Origin of the sequence: Stackebrandtia soli (assembly GCF_965137155.1) — a bacterium.
Classification (GTDB): Bacteria; Actinomycetota; Actinomycetes; order Mycobacteriales; family Micromonosporaceae; genus Stackebrandtia; species Stackebrandtia soli.
This window is the reverse complement of record NZ_CBCRZX010000004.1, coordinates 168538-189569: the sequence shown is the minus strand read 5'-3', so window position 1 is coordinate 189569 and position 21032 is coordinate 168538. Positions and strand designations below refer to the sequence as shown.

Below are 21032 nucleotides of genomic sequence, written 5' to 3'. Positions count from 1 at the left end.
CGACGAGCAAGCTCAAACGGGGACGAGCCCGAGGCGGGTCACCCGGCTCCTGCGGGCGGAGATGGCGGGCCAGGCCAAAAGGAGCTTCTGGCGGGGCCCGTTGATCAGTGTGCGGCCTGGCGTTCTACGGCCCGGGCATCCTCGCCCGGGAGCTGTGGGAATTCTGAGCCGATGGCCCTTTCAGCCGAATGGCGGCCGCCGCCGTCGAGGCTATCGTTTCGCCGACAAGGGGAACGGTCGCTTCACGACGCCGGAGCGGACCTGCCAGCGGGTGCCCGCGGCGAGGCCGTCCGCGAGCATCCGCTCCAGGCGTGATCCTCGGGGGAGTTCGGTCGGATCCACGTCGCCGACGCGGTTGAAGACGAACAGCAGGACATCCTTGCGGCCGTTGGCATCCGCGTATGGAGAGGGCGGCGTCAACGCGAACAGGTCCTGCAACGCGATGATGTTGGACGTCGTGTCGAGCCCGGTTCGCAGTTGCGGATCGAGCAGCCAGGAGCTGCACGTCAGGGTGGCGGGCTCGGCGAAATGCTCCGGGAAATGCCGTGCGAAGAAGTCGTCCACGAGGGCCAGGGAAGCGGCGCAGGCCTGGGGCGACATCGGGCCGCCCTCGCCGGGGATGTGCACGCCGAGTTTGAGATCGCCCGGCGCCAGGCCCGGGAAGCCGTCGTCCTCACGGACGCGCTCGATCGCGTACTCCAAACGCCCCAACTGATACAGAGATCCTCTGAAATGGAGCGTGAACCAGAAGGCCACCGAGAGGCCGGGAACGCCGTAGCGCGCCCGATTCAACCGCAGTTTCTCGCCGAGGTTCGCGAGCGTCGCCCACGTCACGTCCTCGCCGATCCCGCGAGACGCGTGGAACGCCAGGGTCGTCGGCAGCGCGGCGAGCAGCGCGTACAGGTACGCGAATCGACCCTTGTGGCCCGTCGACTCCCCGAGACGCGGCCAGACGATCATGTCCGTGCCGCCCATGTCCCCGACCAGTTGCCGGTAACAGCGCTCGACCAGCCACCACAGCTCCGGGTCGGCCCGCGGATCCGGGCGCGCCGCGACCGCCGCGTCGATGTCGATCTCGTCCACGCCGAGCCGGTTCAGGATGTCGCGCGTCTCCTTCGCCGTCGGGATCGGAGCGGGCCCCGGCACGTCCACGGCGTTCCACGTGTCGTACCAGGCCGCGGACTCGGGAGCCAGTCCCAGGGTCGCGCGAACGCGCGTGACATCGATCATGTTCACCATCTCAGCGCAGTCCGGGTGTCGCCGTCAACGCGACGAGGCTCACGCCCGTGGTCGTCCCGTTGGGCGGTTCACGGCGGGGCACTCTACCCTCAAGGCGTGAAACGGTTCCTCACGCGAAGCTGGCTCATCCGCCATGCCCTCGCGCTGGTGCTGATCGCCGCGTTCGTTGGTCTCGGGTTCTGGCAGCTCGGGCGGGCCAGTGAAGGCAACGCCATCAGCTGGGCCTACACCTTCGAATGGCCGTTGTTCGCCTTGTTCGTCGTCGGGCTGTGGGTCCGCGAGGTGCGGGACGAACTGCGCGCCTCTCGCGGAGAGATCGTCACCGAGCCGCCGCTGACCTCCCCGTACTCGGCGGCCCGCCAACCCGTCGCCGTCGCCGAGACCACCGGAGACGACGAGACGGACGCGTACAACCGTTACCTGGCCTGGCTGTCGGCCAACCCCGATCGCAGCCCCCACGAATACCCCGGTGAGGACACCCATGGATGACAAAGCGATTCGATCGGCGTTGATCCGCTACCGCGTGCTGGCGTGGCTCGTCGGGCTCCTGCTCATCACGCTCGTGTTCGTCGCGATGCCGATGAAGTACCTGTTCGACAACGAACTGTTGATGGCGCCCGTGGCGATCACCCACGGATACGGCTACATGCTGTACCTCGTCGTCGCCTTCGACCTGGCCCGGCGCGTCGAATGGCCGCTCTGGCCGAACATGGCGCTGCTGCTTCTCGCCGGCACGATCCCCGTCGGCTCGTTCTACGCCGAGCACCGCGCTCGACGGTCCGTCATGGAACTACTCGACCGTCGCGCCGCCGACGTGGAATCCGAACCCGTCAGCTCATCGTCGTAATCTGCGCGGTCGGTCCATCGGACCACCACACCTCGACGGTGACGACCACGTCCGCCTTGTAGAAGTAGATGACGAGCTCGTCCTCGGACACCTGCTCGACGTCGACCGTGTACCCGTCGGCGGGGCTCGCCGACACGAAGACCGCCTCCGTCGGGCGGACCTGAACCGTCGTCGTTCCGCCCTCCGTGCCAAAGGTGCCCTCGTACGTCTCTTCGTCGACCTGATACCACTTGTCGACTCCGTCAGGCGGCGGCTCGGTCGTCGGCGAGGACTCGGGTGAGGACGACGACGGCGATGGCGACTCGGGAGCGGGCGCCTGATGCGTGGTCGTCGTCGGAGGCGGGGAGGAGGTCGGCTCCGGTTCCGGGTTCGTTGGCGGCGGAGACGATTCCGCGGTGTCGGCCACGAGCACGTCCGTGCGCGCCGGATGCGGTTGCCCCGCGAACACCGCCGACATCCCAAGCCACGAACCGATCGCGGCGACCGTCGTGACCGCCAACCACGAAAAAGCGGCGGCGAGGCGACGGAGCCAGGATGCCGGGGGGACCATGTGGCCATCTTGTCAGAAGCCGTGGCACAACGGTAGAGTGCCGCCGTGGCTGCCGTGCTGTTGGTCGAGGACGACGCGAATGTTCGTGCTGCCCTGACCCGCGCCCTGACACAGGCCGGGCACCGCGTCGCGGCCGAACCGACCGCGATGAAAGGGCTGCGCGCCGTCTCCGCGCAAAGCCCCGACGTCGTCATCCTCGACCTCGGACTGCCCGATCTGGATGGTGCCGACATGCTGCGGATGCTGCGCGGAGTGTCCGATGTGCCCGTCATCATCGCCAGCGCCCGCCGCGCCGAATCCGACATCATCGCCCTGCTCAACGCCGGTGCCGACGACTACGTGACGAAGCCGTTCTCGGCCGCGCACCTCCAGGCCCGCATCAGCGCCGTACTGCGCAGACGGGAGACGGCGATCCCCGTCGACGCGGTCCTCACCGTCGGCCCGCTCTCGGTCGACCCGGCCCGGCACACCGCCACACTGGACGGACAAGAGCTGGAGCTGACGAGACGCGAGTTCTCGCTCCTGGCATACCTCGCCCGGCACACCGGCCGCGTCGTGTCCAAGCAGGAACTTGTGGAACAAGTATGGAAGCAGCCCTATATCGGCGCCGAGGCGACGGTGGACGTCCACGTGTCCTGGCTGCGACGCAAACTCGGCGAGACGGCCGCCAGACCGCGACTACTGCGCACCGTCCGAGGCGTCGGCATCATGATGACCGATGAGGGCGGATGAGATGGGCACTCGCCAAGGTCGCCATCGCGACGACGCTCATGGTGGCCTTGGCGTTCTGCATACCGCTGGCTCTCGTCATGCGGCAGGTCGCCGAGGACCGGGCCCTCTCGACCGCGCGTGAGTCCGCCGCCGCGATGGTGACCGTCCTCGCCGTCACCGACGACACCGTGGCGCTGCGCCGCGCCATCGCCTCCGACTCCGCCGGAGCGGACGGCCGGATGGCGGTGCACCTCCCCGCGGGCAAGACCATCGGCCACAGCCACACCGACCGCGAGGTCGTGGACCGGCTCGCCGCCGACACCGGGACCACGATGATCGGTACCGCCGGAGGCGAGGTCCTCCTGCGAGCCGTTCTGCTGCCGGAGGACCGCGTCGCCGTCGTCGAGGTGTTCATCCCCGACGAACTCCTGACGCGTGGCGTCCCGACCGCCTGGCTCACCGTCGGGGCGATCGCCGTCCTGCTCGTCGCGTTGTCCGTCGCGACGGCCGATCGGCTCGGCGCGCGCGTCGTCCGCGCCAGCAGGTCTCTCGCCGAGGCCTCCTCGAAGCTCGGGGCTGGGGACATCGCCGTCCGCGTCGAACCCGCCGGTCCGCGTGAACTGGTCGGAGCGGGGGAGGCGTTCAACACCATGGCGGATCGCGTCGTCGCGCTCCTCGACAACGAGCGCGAACTCGCCGCCGACCTGTCGCACCGCCTGCGCACGCCGCTCACGGCGTTGAAGCTCGACGCGGAGGTGCTCGGGGACGGCCCCGACGCCGCCCGCATCCAGTCCGCCGTCGACGCCCTCGAGTCCGAGATCGACGCGGTGATCGCGGGCGCGCGCCGGTCGGTCACGGAGCGGACGACCCAGTTGTGCGACGTCAGCGAGGTCGTCGAGGACCGGATGGCGATGTGGGGTGTGCTCGCCGAGGACCACGGGCGACGGTTCCACCTGTCGGGGACGAACCGTCAACTTCTCGTGGCGATTCCGCGAGACGATCTAGTGTCATGCGTGGATGCATTGGTGGGCAACGTTTTCGCGCACACCCCGCAGGACGTGGCCTTCGCCGTCGAGATGGACGCGGACAGTGGCCGGCTGATGGTCGAGGACGCCGGTCCCGGCATCGACGACCCGGTCAAGGCGTTGACGCGCGGTTCCAGCGGAGCCGGTTCGAGCGGTCTCGGCCTGGACATCGTCGCGCGCACGGCCGCCGCCGGTGGCGGCCAACTCGACATCGGACGCAGCGGCATGGGCGGCGCCCGGATCGTCTGGACGTTCGGCAACTCGGTGCTGAGGGACGGTCAGCCCGTCGCGGGTGTCCGTGGTGGGCGGCCCCGCAAGGTCACCGTGAAATGGCGTAAGAAGGTCGCTCAGTAGGTTCGGTGCCCGCCTTTCGGCCGAGTCCGAGGTGGAAGCCGGGTCAGTCGTCTCAGCCGCGCCCGATCGCGGAGGCCGATGTCGGCGGAACCGTCCGCCCGGTCCGATGCGGCTCGTTGTCGGCGGACCGCTCGCGCGACCCTCACGAATGTCGTGTGCGACTCGCCTCCCGCGTTTTCCGGTGCGGCCCTTCGTCGTGAGGCGACGAAAACGGGCCGCCCCGGTTGGGGACGGCCCGTTCAACGCTTCGTGACGTCAGTCGTCGTTACCGGATTCCTCGTCGCCGTCGTCCTCGGCGTCCGGCGCCGGCAGGTAGCTGCCTTCGAGGAACTCCTCCCACGACATGTCGTAGGCCGTGAAACCGTCCCCGTACGGGAGCTCGACGCCCGTGCCCTTGACGACGACCGGGTCGCCCAGACGGGTGAAGTTGTAGATCCACTCGGCGTCGTCGGGGGCGACGTTGACGCAACCGTGCGAGACGTTGCGGGTGCCCTGATCGCCGACACTCCATGGCGCGGAGTGGATGAACTGGCCGCTCCAGGTCAGGCGCTCGGCCCACTGGATGTCCGTGCGGTAGCAGTCGTCGCCCTCGACCTTGCCGCCGCACGCGGCGGTCGTGTCGAAGACCGTCTCGGCGAGCCGCTCCATGACGATCATGGTGCCGGAGTAGGACGGGGTGCTGTCCTTGCCGAGGCTGATCGGCGCCGTCTTGACGACCTCGCCGTTCTCGGTGGCCGTCAACTGCTTGGTGGCGTTGTCGGCCTCGATGTGGCGCGTCGTGGAGCTGATGTGGATCGTCCCGCTGATGTCCTGCATTCCGTACAGTCCGTCGCCGAGCGGGAGACCGCCGAGGCCGAGCCGGACCTTGACGACGCTGCCGGGCACCCAGAATTCCTTCGGGCGGTATTCGAGGTGGTTTCCGCTGAACCAGTGCCACGCGCCCATCTGGGGCGGGTCCGATTCCACGAACAGGCGGCGCTCGACGTCGTCGCGCTTGTCCTCCGGGACGGAGTAGTCACGTGGGAAGTCGATCATGATCGGCATGGCGTTGCCGTACTCGTATTCGGAGCTGTTCCACAACGAGGCGCCCATCCGGTTACCCGGGCTCGCCATCGTGGTGAAGGACGTCTCGCTCTCGGCGGGGATCTCGTGCTTGTCGAGAGCGACGGCCCGCGCGGTGTACGTCGTCTCGTAGGACAACGGTTCCGCGGGCACCCAGGTCGAACCGTCGGCGCGCCAGTCGCCCTCGACGGTCTCGCCATCGGCGGAAGTCAATGTCAGGGTGGTGAGTTCCCCGTCTTCGACGCTGACTTCCAGCTCGGTGGTGACGGGGGCGTCCTCGGTCTCGTTCTCCGGCGTCAGCGTGATCTGCGCGGCGGAGTCCAGTTCCTCGAGGTCCGGGGCCCCGACAAAAGTCGCGGAGTTGCCACAGGCGGTCCCTACGAACAAGACGGCGGTCCCGGTGCTGACCAGCATCAGGGTACGGCGGCGGAAGCGGCTTTCCATGAGTAGCAACGGTACACACCGCCCCTGACCGACCGCCCGAGCCGTTGACGTCATTTGGCCGTCTCGGCGCCCGGTTCAAGCCGTTATGTGTCGGTTCGACATCGACGTTCATCATCCGAACGGGCAATGGGTGTTGGCCGTTCGGCGTTGATGGTGATCAACGCATCGACACGTGCACGTGGTTGGTGTGGTCGCTGGACGGATCGCCGCCGCCCCCGTTGTACGCGATCCAGCCTTGAGCGGGATCCCAGTACTGGTTGTACCAAATGACGTACATGACGCCGAGTTCCTGCGCGTACTGGACGAACCACCCGGCGAGATTGTCCCCGTAGGCCTTGTCCTCACCACCGGCGACGCCGCCGAAACCTCCCGCCTGGGAGGAGAAGTCGCAGGCGCGACCCATCGGATGTTCACCGAAGCCGCCGCCGCGATAACAGGAGACGTAGCGCTGGAAGCCGGAGCTCTGGGCCTCGGTCAGCATGTGCTTCGTCCGGGGCGTGAGACAGCCGTTGGCGGGCGTCGGATCGTCGACCTGACAGCCTTCGCTCGGAAGCGAGCCGTCACCGTTGCGGGGCGCCGGTATCGGGGCTCGCGCGTCGCTCAGCGACGGGCCGGGCAGGCTGTTGCCGCCGTTCGCGGCGAGCGCGTTCGCCGCCGCGTCCCGCGCCTTCTGGCTCTTCTTCAGGGCCTTCTCGGCGGCCTTCTGCTCGTCGGCGAGGGCTTCCTTCTCCGCTTCGAGCTCTTCCTTCGCGTCGATCAGGTCCTGGATGCGTCGTCCGGACTGGTCACCGAGGAAGTTGACGATCGTGATGCTGTCGACGGCCGCGTTCGGCGAGCCCGTCGTCAGGATGGCGGTGAAGGTGCTGGTGCCGCCGTTGCGGTAGGCGGCGGCGGCGAACTCGTCGATCTCGGCGCTGAGCGCCTTGACCGCCTTCTTGCCGGCCTTGATCTCCTTCTTGATCTCCGCTTGGCGTTCCTCGGTCTCGTGGAGGTACTCCTCGGCTTCGAGGAACTCTTCGAGGGCAGCGCTGAGGTCGCCGCCGAGGTCGGTCTCGTCGGGGTCGGCGAGGGCGGTGGAGGGGGAGATCAGGACCAGCAACGCCGCCATCGCAGCGACCAACGCGCGCCGCCGGTTGCGGGGGGCGCGTCGGGGCAACTGTGGGGCCACGGTCTGTCCTTCGCGTTGCGACCGGTAGTGCCGGTCGACGGTTGGGGCGCCGCCGGAAACCCGAGCCCGTGAACGCCATGCCCGAAGTCGGTGTGGGGGTTCGTTTCCTGCTGCGCGACGGAGAATTTCCCACCAGACCCTAGAGGCCACTCCGACCGGTGTGCCGGTCGGGGTGGCCATCGTCGGGCACGCGCGGGCGCCTCGCTCGTGATGGCGAGGGATCCCCCTCGCGGACCGGGGCCGCGGCGGGGGAGTCCGGTCGACGGTTCGGTCGTCCCCGTGACCGAACGCTTGTGTCCGTTCGGTCCCGGGGACCTGGAGCCTTGTACGTGGAGCCCGTTCCCGCCGCGTCATCACCACGTGGTGGCGCGCGGTGGAAACGGAGTTCCCGCACCGGTGCCTAGTGCCCGCGTTCGCGGGCGCTCTGACGTGCCGTCACGATCGGAGGGCCGCCAGCACTTTGCTGACGCCGTCGTCGTCGCTGATCGACCGGAAGATGCCCAACGCCTGCTTGAGACTGGTCTGGGCGGACTCCTCGTCGCCGCGAGCGCGGTGGAGGTACGCGAACCGTTCGCGCACATGCGCTTCCCGGTGTGTGTCCGCCGCGTCGAGGGACAGCGCCAGGGCGCGGTCGAGTTGGGACGCCGTTCCTTCCAGGTTGTTCATCGACAGGAACGCCCCGGCGAGCGCCCAGCGGGCGTAGGCCTCGGCGTGCCGGTCGCTGATGTCGGCGAGCGCGTTGGCGGCGTCGCGGTACAGCGAGGCCGCCTGGGCGTTGTCGCCGCTGAATCGCGCCACCGAACCGAGTCCGCAGACGGCCAGGGCGGTGTCCCGCTGGTTACCGAGCGCCCGTGACAACACCCTCGCGACGTCGAAGCACTCGTGCGCCGCTTCGAACTCGTCGGTGTAGATGTGCCACTGCCCTAGGCCGCGCAGCATGGTCGCCTCGCCCTCGGTGTCGCCGCACTTGCGGGCGGCGACGAGACCGATCCGCGCGCACCGTCGCCAGTCGTCGAGCCGGAACCGGAAGTCCAGGTACGGCACGAGCGACGCCGACAGACGCCACGCCGAGGAGGCGAGGCCGTCGGTGGCGGCTTGACGGACGAGCGCGAGCAGGTCGTCGCAGTTGTCGTCGAGCCAGTGGAGCGGATTGTTGGGGAGTTCGGTGGGGGAGGCGTTCGCGTCGGGAGGCCACATCGCGAAGGGGCTCGCGGGGAGTGTCGCCACCGCCGCCCGCACCTGCGCCTCGCGTTCGGAGCAGATGCGGCGGAGTTCGGCGGTGCGCACGTCGGTGTGCCGGGCTCGCGACGTCGGCGCGCCCAGCAGTCGACGGTGCACCTGTTGCGATTCCTCGCTGGGTTCGATGCCCAACTCATCGGCCAGGGTCGCCCGCAGACGCCCATACGTGTCGATCGCTTCGGCCCGTTGCCCGACGCTGGCTTGCGCCGTCATCAGTTGCCGCCAGAGACTTTCTCGCAATGGGTGTTCGGTGATCAAGCCGCGCAACTCGGTGATGGCGTCATTGTGTTGTCCGTTATGGACGTACAACGCCGCTCGCTCCTCCAGTGCGTCGAGACGCATGTCGACGAGCTTTTGTATATAGGGAATCCATGGAGGCGGTCCCTTGATATCGCCGAGCGGTTCACCTCTCCACAGTTTCAGCGCACGGTCGTAGACCGTGATGGATTCCGCGATGTAACCGTTGCTCGCGTCGTGCCGGGCCTGCGCGAGCAGATCGGTGAACACCTGGACGTCCAGCTCACCGGGCTTGACGTGCAGGACGTAGCCGCTGCGCAACCGATTGAGTCGACCGTGCAGTGCCCGCCGCAGAACCGTCACATACGAATACAGATTCGCGTTTGCCGACTTCGGTGGTTGGGCACCCCACACCACGTCGATGAATCGGTCCAAAGGCAACTGTTCACCTGGGGTGAGGAGAAAAGTCGCCAGCATGCGGCGCGGTTTCAGGCCGCCTATTGGTGCGTCATGACCGTTTACCTTGGCGGTCAGTGCTCCTAAAAGGCCGAATTCGAACTCAGACATTGTGGCCTCCTTCCTTGTTCTCAAACGTGGTAACGGTTGTAGAGCATTTATATACACCCGTCAGTAGCCGTTGGGAAGACCTCGCGGCGCGATATCGCCTCGGTCGCGTCCCGATCCGATGCGCCCCATGCGAAAACCCGTCGAATCCGGAGGCGGTCGAATCGGCCTTCCGTCGCTGGTGGCGATGGGTTCGTGACACCTCGACGGGCCGGTGCGCGGGGTGCGAGGCGCGCCTACCCCGGCGAGGTACTGTCGCCGGGTGTTGCGAATCCCGCGTCCCAAGGAAGTGAGCCCTCAGCCGCTGTCGGGCCTGGCAGACGTCGTACAGGCGACGCGCACCGGCGCCGACGTCGACGTGACGGGCGTCAGCCTCGACTCGCAGAAGGTCCGTCCCGGCGACCTGTACGCAGCGTTGCCGGGGGCACGCCGTCACGGGGCGGAGTTCCTGGCCCAGGCGGTCGCCGCCGGGGCCGTCGCGGCGGTGTCGGACGCGCGAGGCGCCGCGGTCGCCGCCGAACTCGGGCTGCCGTGTCTGACGGTCGACGAGCCGCGCGTCGTCGTGGGCGCGCTCGCCGCGCGGGTGTACGGCGACCCGACCCGGAGTCTGCGCGTCATCGGGGTGACGGGAACGAACGGGAAGACCTCGACGGCCTACCTGATCGAGGCGGGTCTGCGTCAGGCCGGCCGCATCACGGGCCTCATCGGCACGGTCGAGACCCGCGTCGGTGACGAGACGATCCAGTCGGAGCGGACGACTCCGGAGGCACCGGAGCTGCAGTCGCTGTTCGCGTACGCGGCCGAGCGCGGCGTCACCGACGTCGTCATGGAGGTGTCGAGCCACGCGCTCGCGCTGCACCGCGCGGACGGGATCCATTTCGCCGCAGGCGGTTTCACGATGTTCGGTCTCGACCATCTCGACTTCCACGCGGACGTCGACGACTACTTCGCCGCGAAACGGCTCCTGTTCGACGGCCGTTCCGCCGTCGAGATCGTCAACGTCGACGACGCTCGCGTCGCCACACTGACCACATCGGATTCGGTGACGTACTCGATCGACGGGCTCGCCGCCGACTGGTCGGCGCGCGACATCACCGGTTCGGGTTTCGACCAGACGTACACCGTCACCGGACCCGACGGCCGCGAACGTCCCGGAGCCGTCCGGCTGCCCGGCCGTCACAACGTTGCGAACGCCCTCCTGGCGTACGCGTGCCTGGCGGCCGTCGGCGTCGACCCCGAGACCGCCATCGCGGGCGTCGCGGCGTGCCCCGGCGTACCCGGCCGAATGGAGCTCGTGTCCGGGGACCATCCGATCCGGGGCGTGGTCGACTACGCGCACAAGCCCGACGCGATCGAAGCGGTACTGGCGGCGTTGCGCCCCATCACCTCCGGCCGTCTCATCGCGGTCCTGGGGGCCGGCGGAGACCGCGACAAGGGCAAGCGGTTCATCATGGGTCGCGCCGCCGCGGAGGGCGCCGACCTGGTGATCGTCACCGACGACAATCCGCGCACCGAGGATCCGGCGGCGATCCGCGCCGACGTACTCACCGGTGTCGGGGACGCCGAACACCTCGACATCGCCGGTCGCGGCGCGGCCGTCGATGAGGCCGTCGCGCTCGCCCGCCCGGGCGATACCATCGCATTGCTGGGCAAAGGCCACGAAACGGGACAGGAACTCGCCGATCGGATCGTGCCGTTCGATGACCGGCGCGCGCTCGCCGACGCCTTGGACGGTGTGCGCTGACGATCGCCACCGATCCGCTTTAGCCGTATGAGGAGATCCGCGTGATAACGATGACGCTCGCCGATGTCGCCACCGCCGTGGGCGGGCGACTGACGGGAGGCGCCGACCCGGACGCGACCATCACTGGCACCGTCGAATACGACTCCCGCAAGGTCGGACCCGGAGGTCTCTTCGTCGCGATCGCGGGCGACCGCGTCGACGGCCACGACTTCGCCCCCGCCGCGATCGCGGACGGGGCCGTCGCGGTCCTGGCGACGCGGGAGGTTGACGCCCCGGCGATCCTCGTCGACGACGTCCTCGTCGGTCTCGGTCGCCTCGCTCGCGCGGTCGTGGATCGCCTCGACGACCTCACCGTCATCGGCATCACCGGCTCCAGCGGCAAGACCTCCACAAAGGATGTCATTGCGCGGTTGTGTCGGGTCGCCGGTCCGACGGTCGCCACGGCGGGCAACTTCAACAACGAGCTGGGCCACCCGTACACCGTCTGCCAGGCGACGACCGACACGCGCTACCTCGTCCTGGAGATGGGCGCGCGCGGTCTCGGCCACCTGTCCTACCTGTGCGAGATCGCTCCCGTCGACGTCGCCGTCGTGCTCAACGTCGGAACCGCTCACTTGGAGGGTTTCGGCTCCCCCGAGGCGATCGCGACGGCCAAGAGCGAACTGCCCGCGTCCCTGACCGCCGAGGGCACCGCGATCCTGAACGCCGACGACCGCGCCGTCGCCGCGATGTCCGAGGTCACCAAGGGCCGTGTCAGTTACTTCGGGACCGGCGCGGACGCCGACCGGACCGTCCACATCGATGTCAGCGCCGACCACGTCACCGGCGTTGGCGACGGCACCTACTCCTACTGGCTGCACGCGGGCGGCGCGACCGCCCAGGTCGAACTGCGTCTCCACGGCGCGCACCAGGTGTCGAACACCCTCGCCGCCGCCGCCGTAGCCCACCACATCGGACTGTCGGTGGACGACATCGCGCGCGAACTGAGTTCGCCGCTGGCCGTCTCCCCCCGCCGAATGGACGTCAGCACCCGCGTCGACGGCGTCACCCTCATCGACGACAGCTACAACGCGAACCCGTCGTCGATGGCCGCCGCGCTGCGCGCCCTCGCCGATGTCGGCGAGGGCCGTCGCACCATCGCCGTCCTCGGCTACATGGCCGAACTCGGCGAGATCGAGAAGTCCGCGCACGAGGAGATCGGGCGGCTCGCCGGGCGACTCGGCGTCGAAGTCGTCATCGTCGTCGGCCCCGAAGCCCAGGCCATCGCCGTCGGCGCGCGCGCGAGCGGCGCCGAGACGATCGAGGTCGAGGACCAGGACGCCGCCATCGCGGTCCTCGCGACCCGCCTCCACCCGCTCGACGTCGTACTCGTCAAGGCATCTCGTTACCGCACCTGGGATGTGGCCGACTATCTTCGAGACACCCCCGTATCGACAGAGGAGGCCCGCACGTGAGGTCCGTCATCGTCGCGGCGTTCGTGGCGTTCGCGGTGTCCCTGTTTCTGACTCCGCTCGCAGCCAAGGGCTTCCGCCGACTCAAGGCCGGTCAGCCCATCCGCACCGACGGTCCCCAGAGCCACCTGGGCAAGCAGGGCACCCCGACCATGGGCGGCGTCGTGTTCATCATCGCCACCGTGCTCGCGTACCTCGCCGGGCACGCCGTCCTCATCGCCCTTCCCGAGGGCTACAACCGTCCACAGGGCTTCACCGCGACCGGTCTGGTCCTGTTGGGGCTCTTCGTGTGCATGGGGCTCGTCGGCTTCGTCGACGACTTCCTGAAGGTCCGCCGCAAGAACTCCGGCGGCCTCAACAAACGCGGAAAACTGATCGGCCAGATCCTCGTCGCCGCCGGCTTCGGCTGCATCGCGCTGTACTACACCGGATCGATCGACCACACCGTCGCGAGCGACCACCTGTCGTTCATCCGCGACATCGAGTGGCTCCAACTCTCCAGAGTCGGCGCCGTCGTGATGTTCGTCTTCGTCGTCATCGCCACGTCCAACGGCGTCAACCTCACCGACGGTCTCGACGGCCTCGCCACCGGCGCCTCCGTGATGGCCCTCGCCGCTTACGTCATGATCGCGTTCTGGCAGTACCGGCACTGGTGCCTCGGCGAAGCCCCCACCGACTACTGCTACGACGTCCGCGACCCCCTCGAAATCGCGCTCGTCGCAGGGGCCGCCGCCGGAGCGTGTTTCGGATTCCTATGGTGGAACACGTCCCCGGCGCAGATCTTCATGGGCGACACCGGAGCCCTCGGCCTCGGCGGCCTCATCGGCGGCCTCGCGCTCGCCACGAAGACGATCATGCTGCTGCCGATCATCGGCGCGCTGTTCGTGATCATCACGTTCTCCGTCATCATCCAGGTGATCTCGTTCCGCACCACCGGTCGACGCGTCTTCCGGATGGCCCCCCTGCAACACCACTTCGAGCTCGCCGGATGGAGCGAGGTCAACATCGTGGTCCGCTTCTGGATCATCGCCGGAATCGGGGTCGCCATCGGTCTCGGGCTGTTCTACGCCGACTTCCTCCAGGTCGTCGGCTGATGCGTCCCGCCATCGCGAAGGGAAGCGCTTGAGCCGTTACCTCGTCGCCGGCACCGGCATCGCCGGATCGGCGGCCGTCCGCGCCCTCGCCGCGCGCGGCGAGAACGTCGTCCTCTACAACGCGGTCGACGACGCGTCCGTCGCGGCGCTCGGCGACCTCGTCACCGAGGTGGTCATCGGCGACGTGCCCCCCGGTCTTCTCGCGTCCATCGGCGATGTCGTCGTCTCACCCGGGATCCCACCGGCGCACCCGCTGGTGACGGCGGCACTCGCCGCCGGTCACGACGTGTACAGCGAACCCGAACTGGCGTGGCGACTGCGCCCCGCCGACTCCGCCCCGTGGCTCGCCGTCACCGGCACCAACGGCAAGACCACGACCGTCACGATGCTCGCGTCGATCCTCGCCGCGGCGGGCCTGCGCGCCCCCGCGCTCGGCAACATCGGCGAACCGCTCGTCGACGCCGTCACCGAACCGTACGACGTCCTCGCCGTGGAACTGTCCAGCCAACAACTGCACTGGTCACGGCATCTCGCCCCCCAAGTCGGCGCCCTCCTCAACCTCGCCGACGACCACCTCAGTTGGCACGGCGGGTTCGACGCCTACTCCGACGCCAAGACCGCGATCTGGCGCGGCGGCACCGTCGTCGCGAACGCCGACGACCCCAGGGTCGCCGTCCTCGCCCGGAACACTCCACACCCGACGTTCTTCACACTCGACGAACCCGCGCGCGGACAGTTCGGCGTCTCGAACGGCGCCCTCGTCGACCGACGCGGGCCGCACCCGATTTCGCTCGCCCCCGTCGACGCGATTCGACCGGACGGACGACACAACGTCGCCAACGCGCTCGCAGCCGCCACGATCGCCCGACTGCACGGCGTCGACGCCGACGCCGTCGCCGAAGGCCTCGCCGGCTACCGGCCCGAACCGCACCGCAACGTCGAGATCGCCGTGATCGACGGCGTCCGCTACATCGACGACAGCAAGGGCACCAACCCGCACGCCACACTTGCCGCGCTCAACGCCTACGACGACATCGTGTGGATCGCCGGTGGACAACTCAAGGGCGTCGACGTCGATCCGCTCGTCCGCGAGGCCGCCCCGCGGCTGCGCGGCGCCGTCCTCTTGGGCGAGGACCGTGCCCTCATCGCGGCCGCTTTGGAACGACACGCCCCCCGCCTGCCCGTCTTCTCGGTCGATCGCACCGATGATGAAGCAATGACCGAAGTCGTCGCGCACGCCGCCGCACTCGCCCGCCCGGGGGACGTCGTGCTGCTGTCGCCCGCGGCCGCCTCCTACGACATGTTCACCGGATATCCGCAGCGGGGGAAGCGCTTCGCCGCCGCCGTGAGCGCCGTGTCCGCCGACCGCGACCCGTCCGCGGCGGAACGGCGATGACGACCTCCGCCGCGAAACGGCACTGGGGGCCGCCCGCTCTGCACGGCCTGCTCGACCGTCCGCTCGCGTCGTACTTCCTGCTCCTGTCCTCGGCTGGCCTGCTTCTCGTCATCGGCCTCGTCATGGTGTTCTCCGCGACGATGGTCAAGGCCTACGCGGAGGAGGGCAACGCCTTCTCCGCGATCATGCGCCAGGCGATGTGGGCGCTCATCGGACTCGTCGGGTTCTGGCTCGCACAGCGAATGCCGGTAGGCGTGTACCGCCGCGTCGGCCGACCACTGCTGCTCGTGTCCGGCGTACTCCTGGTGATCCTCGCGTTGTTCCCCTCCATCGACGTCGGATTCCTGTCGACCGACGGCCTGTGGATCAACGTCGGCCAGATCCAGTTCCAACCGTCCGAGCTGATGAAGTTCGCCTTCCTGCTCTACGCCGCGAGCGTCCTCGTGCGAGCCGGACCGAAGATCGGCCTCTGGCGTGAACTCGCCGTTCCGCTCTTTCCCGTCGCGGCCGTCGTCTTCCTGCTCGTCGGATACACCGACCTCGGCACGATGCTGTGCCTCGTCGCGATGTTCTTCGGTCTGCTGTGGAGCGCGGGCGTAAGGTTGCGCGTCTTCGCGGCGATGGCCGCCGTGGCGGCCGCCGGGGCGCTGGTGCTGACCCTCGTCGCCAGTTACCGAATGGAACGGCTCGTGTCGTTCGGCTCTCCCGAGGACTACGCCAGCGACTGGGGCTACCAGGCGATCCAGGGCTACTACGCGATCGCCGACGGCGGCTGGTTCGGTGTCGGACTGGGCGAGAGCCGCCAGAAATGGGAATGGCTTCCCAACGGCCACAACGACTTCATCTTCGCGCTGATCGCCGAGGAACTCGGGGTCGTCGGTTGCGCCGTCGTACTGGTGCTGTTCATGGTCCTCGCATACTCGGGCATGCGGATCGCCAGCCGTGTCGACGACCCGTTCCGGCGCCTGGCCGCGGCGGGCCTGACGGTCTGGATCGCGGCCCAGTCGTTCATCAACATCGGCGGCGTGGTCGGCCTGCTGCCGATCACCGGTCTGCCGCTACCGTTGATTTCCGACGGCGGCACCGCGCTCGTCGTCGTTCTCGGCGCCATCGGCATGCTCGCGTCGTTCGCGCGCGCCGAACCCGAGGCGGCGGCCGCGCTTCGAGCCCGAAACCCCGGGCGATGGGTGCGCCTGCTGTGGGCGCCCCTGCCGCCCCGCCCCCACCCGCGGCGGGTTCCCAAGGCCCGCACGACAAGGAGTAACGAGACGTGAGTCAGTTGAGATCAGTGGTGCTCGCCGGTGGCGGCACCGGTGGCCACATTTACCCGTTGTTGGCGTTCGCCGACTGCTTGCGGCGCCACAATCCGGGCATCACGATCACCTGCCTCGGAACGGACAAGGGCCTGGAGAAGGACCTCATCCCGTCCGCCGGTTACGACCTGCGCATCGTGCCCGCCTATCAGCTTCCGCGCAAGGTCAACATGGATCTCGTGCGCACCGCCCCCCGGATGATGCGCGCGACGAAGGTGACCCGGGCGATCCTCGACGAGGTCGACGCCGACGCCGTGGTCGGTTTCGGCGGCTACGTCGCCGTTCCCGCGTACCTCGCCGCGTGGCGTCGCAAGACCCCGATGGTCATCTTCGAGTTCAACGACCCGCCCGGCGTCGCCAACCGACTCGGCATGCGGTTCGACCACCAGCTCGCGCTCGGCTTCCCGCACCTGCCGCAGACGGTCCCGGCGCTCAAGCACGGTCACGTCACGGGTGTGCCGCTGCGGAGCTCGATCGCCCGCCTCGACCGCGCCGGGCTGCGCGCCGAGGCCCGCGCCCACTTCGGTCTCGACCCGAACCGTCCGACGCTGCTCGTCTTCTCCGGTTCGCAGGGCGCCAACTCGATCAATCAGGCCGTCTCCGGCGCGGCGAAGGCGTTGACCGCCGCCGGCGCGCAGATCCTGCACGTCATCGGCGCCCGTCGCGACGAACCCGTCGAGGTTCCCGCCGGGCTGCCCGGTCCCTACCGGACTCTGCCGTTCCTGCGCGAGATGGAGCTCGGCTACGCCGCGGCCGATCTCGTGCTGTGCCGAGGCGGCGCGATGACCTGCGCCGAGGTCGCGGCCGTCGGACTGCCCGCCGTGTACGTCCCGCTCCCGTGGGGCAACCGCGAACAGTACAAAATGGCCGGACCGGTCGTCGCGGCCGGCGGCGGTGTCTTCTGCGACGACGCGGACATCTCCCCTCAGTGGATCGAGCGCGAGCTGATCCCGTTGATCATGGACGGCCGCCGACTCACGGCGATGGGGGACGCCGCCGCGGCGTTCGGCCGTCGCGACGGCGACGAGGCATTGCGACAGTTGACCTTGCGAATGGTGGGAGCCACGGTATGACAACGGAGCCGGTGCGTCGGCTGAGTTCGCCGATCGACGACGGGACGACGGCCGAGGACCTCGGCCGGGTGCTGTTCATGGGGGTCGGCGGGGTCGGCTTGTCGGGGGTCGCGCGTCTGTACGCGACCCGAGGTCTGCCCGTCAGCGGCAGCGAACTGCACGACTGGCCCTCCCTGCCGGAGCTGCGAAAGCTCGGCGTCACCGTGTTCCGTCGTCATGACGAGTCCAACCTGGATGGTATAGACACGGTGGTCCGGTCGACGGCCCACCCGGACGACCACATCGAACTCGTGGAGGCGCGGCGTCGGGGACTGCGTGTGCTGCACCGGTCCGAGGCGCTCGCCGCCGCGATGACGGGGCGCCGGTCGATCGTCGTCGCCGGTACACACGGCAAGACGACGACGACGGCGATGCTGACCGAGATGCTCGCCGCGTGCGGCCTCGATCCGTCGTTCGTCAACGGGGGCGAGTCCGCCGCCGACGGCAGCAGCGGCGCGCACGGCACGGGGGAGTACTTCGTGACCGAGGCCGACGAGAGCGATCGCTCGTTCCTGCGCTACCGGCCGGACGTCGCGATCCTCACCAACATCGACGTCGATCACCTCAACAACTACGGAACGATCGAGGCGCTCACCGAGACCTTCGCCGACTTCTGTCGGCTCACGGCGTCGGACGGCACGATCATCGTGTGCGCCGACGATCCCCGGGCCGCCTCGGTCGCCGAGACCCTGCGCGGCGAGGGGCGAACGGTCGTCACGTACGGCACCGCCGCCGACGCCGATCTGCGTGTGACCGAGCTGGCATCCGATGTGTCCGGTGTGTCTTATCACGCCGCGCGTCGCACTGCGGACGGTGAGATCGACCTCGGTCGGTTCACCGTTCCGGTGCCGGGCGTGCACCTCGGGCTCAACAGCGCGTCCGTCGTCGTCACCGGACTCGTCGTCGGTCTGGAGCCGGACGCGATCCGAAAGGGACTGGCGGCCTTCTCGGGTGTTCGCCGCCGTTTCGAGTTGCGCGGAACCGAACGCGGCGTTCGCGTCTACGACGAGTACGCCTATCACCCGACCGCGATGACGGCGGCCATCTCGACTCTGAAGGGACTGGCCGGGGACGGTCGCCTCGTCGTGGTGTTCCAGCCGTACCGGGTCTATCGCACGCGCGATCTGCGAATCGAGATCGCGCAGGCGCTGTCGATCGCCGATCGCGTCGTCGTCATGGAGGTGTTCGGCCCCGGTGAGGAGCTGGGCGCCGGAGACGGTGGCGAGGCGTTGGCGGCTGCGGTCGCGTTGCCGGAGTCGGACAAGGTCTTCGTCGCTGAATGGGGTGATGTTCCGGCGGTCGTCGCGGGGATGGTCGAGGACGGCGACGTCGTGGTGACCATGGGCGCGCCGCCGATCTCCCTGATGCCGACGGAACTGCTCGCCGCGTTGGCGCCATAAGGGCGGGTTGCGACACGATGGCCTGGAAGCTGACTCGTCCACGGGGCCGCGGCCCCGCTCGGCGCCGCCGACTGGTCGTCGTGTCCATCATGGCCGCCGTCGTGGTGTGCTCGCTGGCGGCTATCGTCGTCTACCTCACGCCCGCCTTCTCGGTGAGCCGGGTCGAGGTGCGGGGTGTGACCTTTGTCGACCCGAACGTCGTTCGCGAGGCCGCCGCGATCGTGCCCGGAACCTCCATTGTGTCCGTGGATGCGGCGGAGGTCGCTAAGCGCGTCGCGGCGTTGCCGCCGGTCAAACGGGTCGAGGTGACCCGCGATTGGCCACACGCGATCGTCATCGCGGTGACGGAACGGAAGCCGCTGCTCAGCGTTCCCGACGGGAAACGGTTCCATCTCGTGGACGCGGCGGGTGTGGCGTTTCGCACGGTGGACGACGCAGCGCCGGGCACGATCGTCGCCTCGCTCAAGGATCCCGGCCGCAATGATCCCGCGACGGTCGCCGTCGTCGTGGTGGTCGCCGCGTTGACGGAGGAACTCGCCGAAGCACTGATCAAGGTGGACGGCCGTGCCGCGAATCGGATCACACTGGAGCTGACGGACGGCCGGACCGTCTATTGGGGCGACGCCTCCGATTCGGAACGCAAGGCCGAAGTGGCGACGGCGTTGTTGAATAGATCAGAGAAACATCTCGACGTGAGCGCACCGGACGTTCCCACGGTGAGCTAAGTTAAGGCGATATAACCGCATCGTGGCACGGTTGATCGCGAAGATCGGCGACACGCCGGACAGCGTCCGTAGTGTCATCACAGGAACGTTCTACGTTGCGGATAGTGACACATGTGAAAGCCGACGATCCGTCTCCATTGAGGTCGGTGTCGAGCGAAGCGGCGCACGTCGGGCGCATTTGTGGCTACCGGGCCGGCCAATGGGAAGGAACGAAGGGGATCATGACACCACCGCACAACTACCTAGCAGTGATCAAGGTCGTTGGTGTCGGAGGCGGCGGTGTCAACGCCGTCAACCGAATGATCGAGGCTGGGCTCAAGGGTGTTGAGTTCATCGCGATCAACACCGACGCGCAGGCCCTGTTGATGAGCGACGCCGACGTCAAGTTGGACGTTGGTCGTGAACTGACCCGTGGTCTCGGAGCTGGAGCCAACCCCGAGGTGGGCGCCAAGGCCGCGGAGGACCACCGCGACGAGATCGAGGAAGTCCTCAAGGGAGCCGACATGGTCTTCGTCACGTGTGGCGAAGGCGGAGGTACCGGCACCGGGGGAGCGCCGGTCATCGCGAACATCGCTCGCAAGCTCGGCGCGTTGACGATCGGGGTCGTCACACGGCCCTTCTCCTTCGAGGGCAAGCGCCGTCAGACGCAGGCCGTCGAGGGTATAGAGGATCTGCGCAACGAGTGCGACACGCTCATCGTGATCCCGAACGACCGTCTCTTGCAGACCGGCGACCGTGGAATCACCATGATGGACGCGTTCCGGCTCGCCGACCAGGTTCTCCTGTCCGGCGTGCAGGGCATCACCGACCTCATCACGACACCCGGTCTGATCAACTTGGACTTCGCCGACGTGAAGAGCGTCATGAGCGGCGCCGGTTCGGCGTTGATGGGCATCGGAAGCGCTCGAGGCGAGAATCGGGCGATGGAGGCCGCGAAGGCCGCGATCGCGTCGCCGCTGCTCGAACAGAGCATGGAGGGCGCCCGTGGCGTTCTGCTGTCCATCGCGGGCGGTTCCGACCTGGGACTCTTCGAGATCAACGACGCCGCAGAGCTGGTCAGCGACTGCGCGCACGCCGACGCGAACATCATCTTCGGTGCCGTGATCGATGACGCGCTCGGTGACGAGGCCCGCGTGACCGTGATCGCCGCCGGTTTCGACACCGACGACGCTGCCTTCGAGATCCCTGAACCGATTCGGATCTCGAAGCCGGAATCGGTCAGCGAACCGAAGAGCGCGGTCGAGTCGTCGCTGCCGAGTCACGGTTCCGCGCCGAATCCGCCGCCGCCGCGCAAGGTGCTCTTCGACGACGTCGACGTTCCCGACTTCCTCAAAAACGGCTCATAGCCGACCATCCA

Annotated in this window: 17 protein-coding genes and 1 pseudogene; 13 read left to right on the top strand and 5 right to left on the bottom strand. The window is 68.4% G+C overall.

The features are described 5' to 3' along the window. Positions 1 to 210 precede the first annotated feature (210 nt). On the bottom strand, positions 211 to 1230 hold the full coding sequence (locus ACM9NP_RS04430; protein WP_415645275.1) for an acyltransferase domain-containing protein: 1020 nt from the start codon (positions 1228 to 1230) through the stop codon (positions 211 to 213). Positions 1231 to 1335: 105 nt separating this feature from the next. On the opposite strand from ACM9NP_RS04430, the gene ACM9NP_RS04425 reads away from it, so the two are divergent. Beyond that, positions 1336 to 1728, top strand: coding sequence for a hypothetical protein (locus tag ACM9NP_RS04425; RefSeq protein ID WP_415645274.1), 393 nt, complete (start codon positions 1336 to 1338; stop codon positions 1726 to 1728). After that, complete coding sequence (locus ACM9NP_RS04420; protein WP_415645273.1) at positions 1721 to 2086, top strand: DUF3817 domain-containing protein; 366 nt, start codon at positions 1721 to 1723, stop codon at positions 2084 to 2086. Before ACM9NP_RS04425 ends, ACM9NP_RS04420 begins: the two co-directional genes overlap by 8 nt. Here ACM9NP_RS04420 and ACM9NP_RS04415 read toward each other — a convergent pair. Then, positions 2070 to 2636, bottom strand: coding sequence for a hypothetical protein (locus tag ACM9NP_RS04415; protein ID WP_415645272.1), 567 nt, complete (start codon positions 2634 to 2636; stop codon positions 2070 to 2072). The genes ACM9NP_RS04420 and ACM9NP_RS04415 overlap by 17 nt on opposite strands. A gap of 45 nt (positions 2637 to 2681) precedes the next feature. Here ACM9NP_RS04415 and ACM9NP_RS04410 point away from each other — a divergent pair, with 45 nt between their 5' ends. Then, positions 2682 to 3368, top strand: coding sequence for a response regulator transcription factor (locus ACM9NP_RS04410; protein ID WP_415645271.1), 687 nt, complete (start codon positions 2682 to 2684; stop codon positions 3366 to 3368). Next, positions 3365 to 4726 (top strand): sensor histidine kinase, encoded by a 1362-nt coding sequence (locus ACM9NP_RS04405; RefSeq protein ID WP_415645270.1) that lies wholly within the window; start codon positions 3365 to 3367, stop codon positions 4724 to 4726. The genes ACM9NP_RS04410 and ACM9NP_RS04405 overlap by 4 nt, the downstream gene beginning before the upstream one ends. Before the next feature lie 255 nt (positions 4727 to 4981). On the opposite strand, the gene ACM9NP_RS04400 is transcribed toward ACM9NP_RS04405, so the two are convergent. From ACM9NP_RS04400 to ACM9NP_RS04390, 3 genes are all read right to left on the bottom strand, one after another. Then, positions 4982 to 6232 carry a L,D-transpeptidase gene (locus ACM9NP_RS04400; protein WP_415645269.1) on the bottom strand — a complete coding sequence of 417 codons (1251 nt, stop codon included), beginning with the start codon at positions 6230 to 6232 and terminating at the stop codon, positions 4982 to 4984. A 157-nt stretch (positions 6233 to 6389) separates the two neighbouring features. Continuing rightward, on the bottom strand, positions 6390 to 7400 hold the full coding sequence (locus tag ACM9NP_RS04395) for a coiled-coil domain-containing protein (RefSeq protein ID WP_415645268.1): 1011 nt from the start codon (positions 7398 to 7400) through the stop codon (positions 6390 to 6392). Positions 7401 to 7835: 435 nt separating this feature from the next. Next, positions 7836 to 9443 carry a BTAD domain-containing putative transcriptional regulator gene (locus ACM9NP_RS04390; RefSeq protein ID WP_415645267.1) on the bottom strand — a complete coding sequence of 536 codons (1608 nt, stop codon included), beginning with the start codon at positions 9441 to 9443 and terminating at the stop codon, positions 7836 to 7838. A 289-nt stretch (positions 9444 to 9732) separates the two neighbouring features. On the opposite strand from ACM9NP_RS04390, the pseudogene ACM9NP_RS04385 reads away from it, so the two are divergent. The 9 genes and pseudogenes from ACM9NP_RS04385 to ftsZ all read left to right on the top strand — a co-directional run. Further along, positions 9733 to 11184: pseudogene (locus ACM9NP_RS04385) on the top strand (UDP-N-acetylmuramoyl-L-alanyl-D-glutamate--2,6-diaminopimelate ligase); the annotation flags it as partial. 41 nt (positions 11185 to 11225) lie between these two features. Then, positions 11226 to 12638: a UDP-N-acetylmuramoyl-tripeptide--D-alanyl-D-alanine ligase gene (locus ACM9NP_RS04380; protein WP_415645266.1), complete on the top strand. Its 1413-nt coding sequence runs from the start codon at positions 11226 to 11228 to the stop codon at positions 12636 to 12638. Then, the gene (gene mraY / locus ACM9NP_RS04375; protein ID WP_415645265.1) at positions 12635 to 13729 is read left to right on the top strand and encodes a phospho-N-acetylmuramoyl-pentapeptide-transferase; all 1095 of its coding nucleotides are present in this window, start codon (positions 12635 to 12637) and stop codon (positions 13727 to 13729) included. Before ACM9NP_RS04380 ends, mraY begins: the two co-directional genes overlap by 4 nt. Before the next feature lie 28 nt (positions 13730 to 13757). Further along, positions 13758 to 15125, top strand: a complete 1368-nt coding sequence (murD, locus tag ACM9NP_RS04370) for a UDP-N-acetylmuramoyl-L-alanine--D-glutamate ligase (RefSeq protein ID WP_415645264.1) — start codon at positions 13758 to 13760, stop codon at positions 15123 to 15125. Next, positions 15122 to 16399 carry a putative lipid II flippase FtsW gene (ftsW, locus tag ACM9NP_RS04365; protein WP_415645263.1) on the top strand — a complete coding sequence of 426 codons (1278 nt, stop codon included), beginning with the start codon at positions 15122 to 15124 and terminating at the stop codon, positions 16397 to 16399. The genes murD and ftsW overlap by 4 nt, the downstream gene beginning before the upstream one ends. Then, positions 16396 to 17511 carry a UDP-N-acetylglucosamine--N-acetylmuramyl-(pentapeptide) pyrophosphoryl-undecaprenol N-acetylglucosamine transferase gene (locus ACM9NP_RS04360; RefSeq protein ID WP_415645262.1) on the top strand — a complete coding sequence of 372 codons (1116 nt, stop codon included), beginning with the start codon at positions 16396 to 16398 and terminating at the stop codon, positions 17509 to 17511. Before ftsW ends, ACM9NP_RS04360 begins: the two co-directional genes overlap by 4 nt. Continuing rightward, the gene (gene murC, locus ACM9NP_RS04355) at positions 17508 to 18950 is read left to right on the top strand and encodes a UDP-N-acetylmuramate--L-alanine ligase (protein ID WP_415645261.1); all 1443 of its coding nucleotides are present in this window, start codon (positions 17508 to 17510) and stop codon (positions 18948 to 18950) included. Before ACM9NP_RS04360 ends, murC begins: the two co-directional genes overlap by 4 nt. A 17-nt stretch (positions 18951 to 18967) precedes the next feature. Next, positions 18968 to 19675: a cell division protein FtsQ/DivIB gene (locus ACM9NP_RS04350; RefSeq protein WP_415645260.1), complete on the top strand. Its 708-nt coding sequence runs from the start codon at positions 18968 to 18970 to the stop codon at positions 19673 to 19675. A gap of 221 nt (positions 19676 to 19896) precedes the next feature. Beyond that, entirely contained in the window at positions 19897 to 21021 is a 1125-nt protein-coding gene (ftsZ, locus tag ACM9NP_RS04345; RefSeq protein ID WP_415645259.1) for a cell division protein FtsZ, read from the top strand. Positions 21022 to 21032 lie beyond the last annotated feature (11 nt).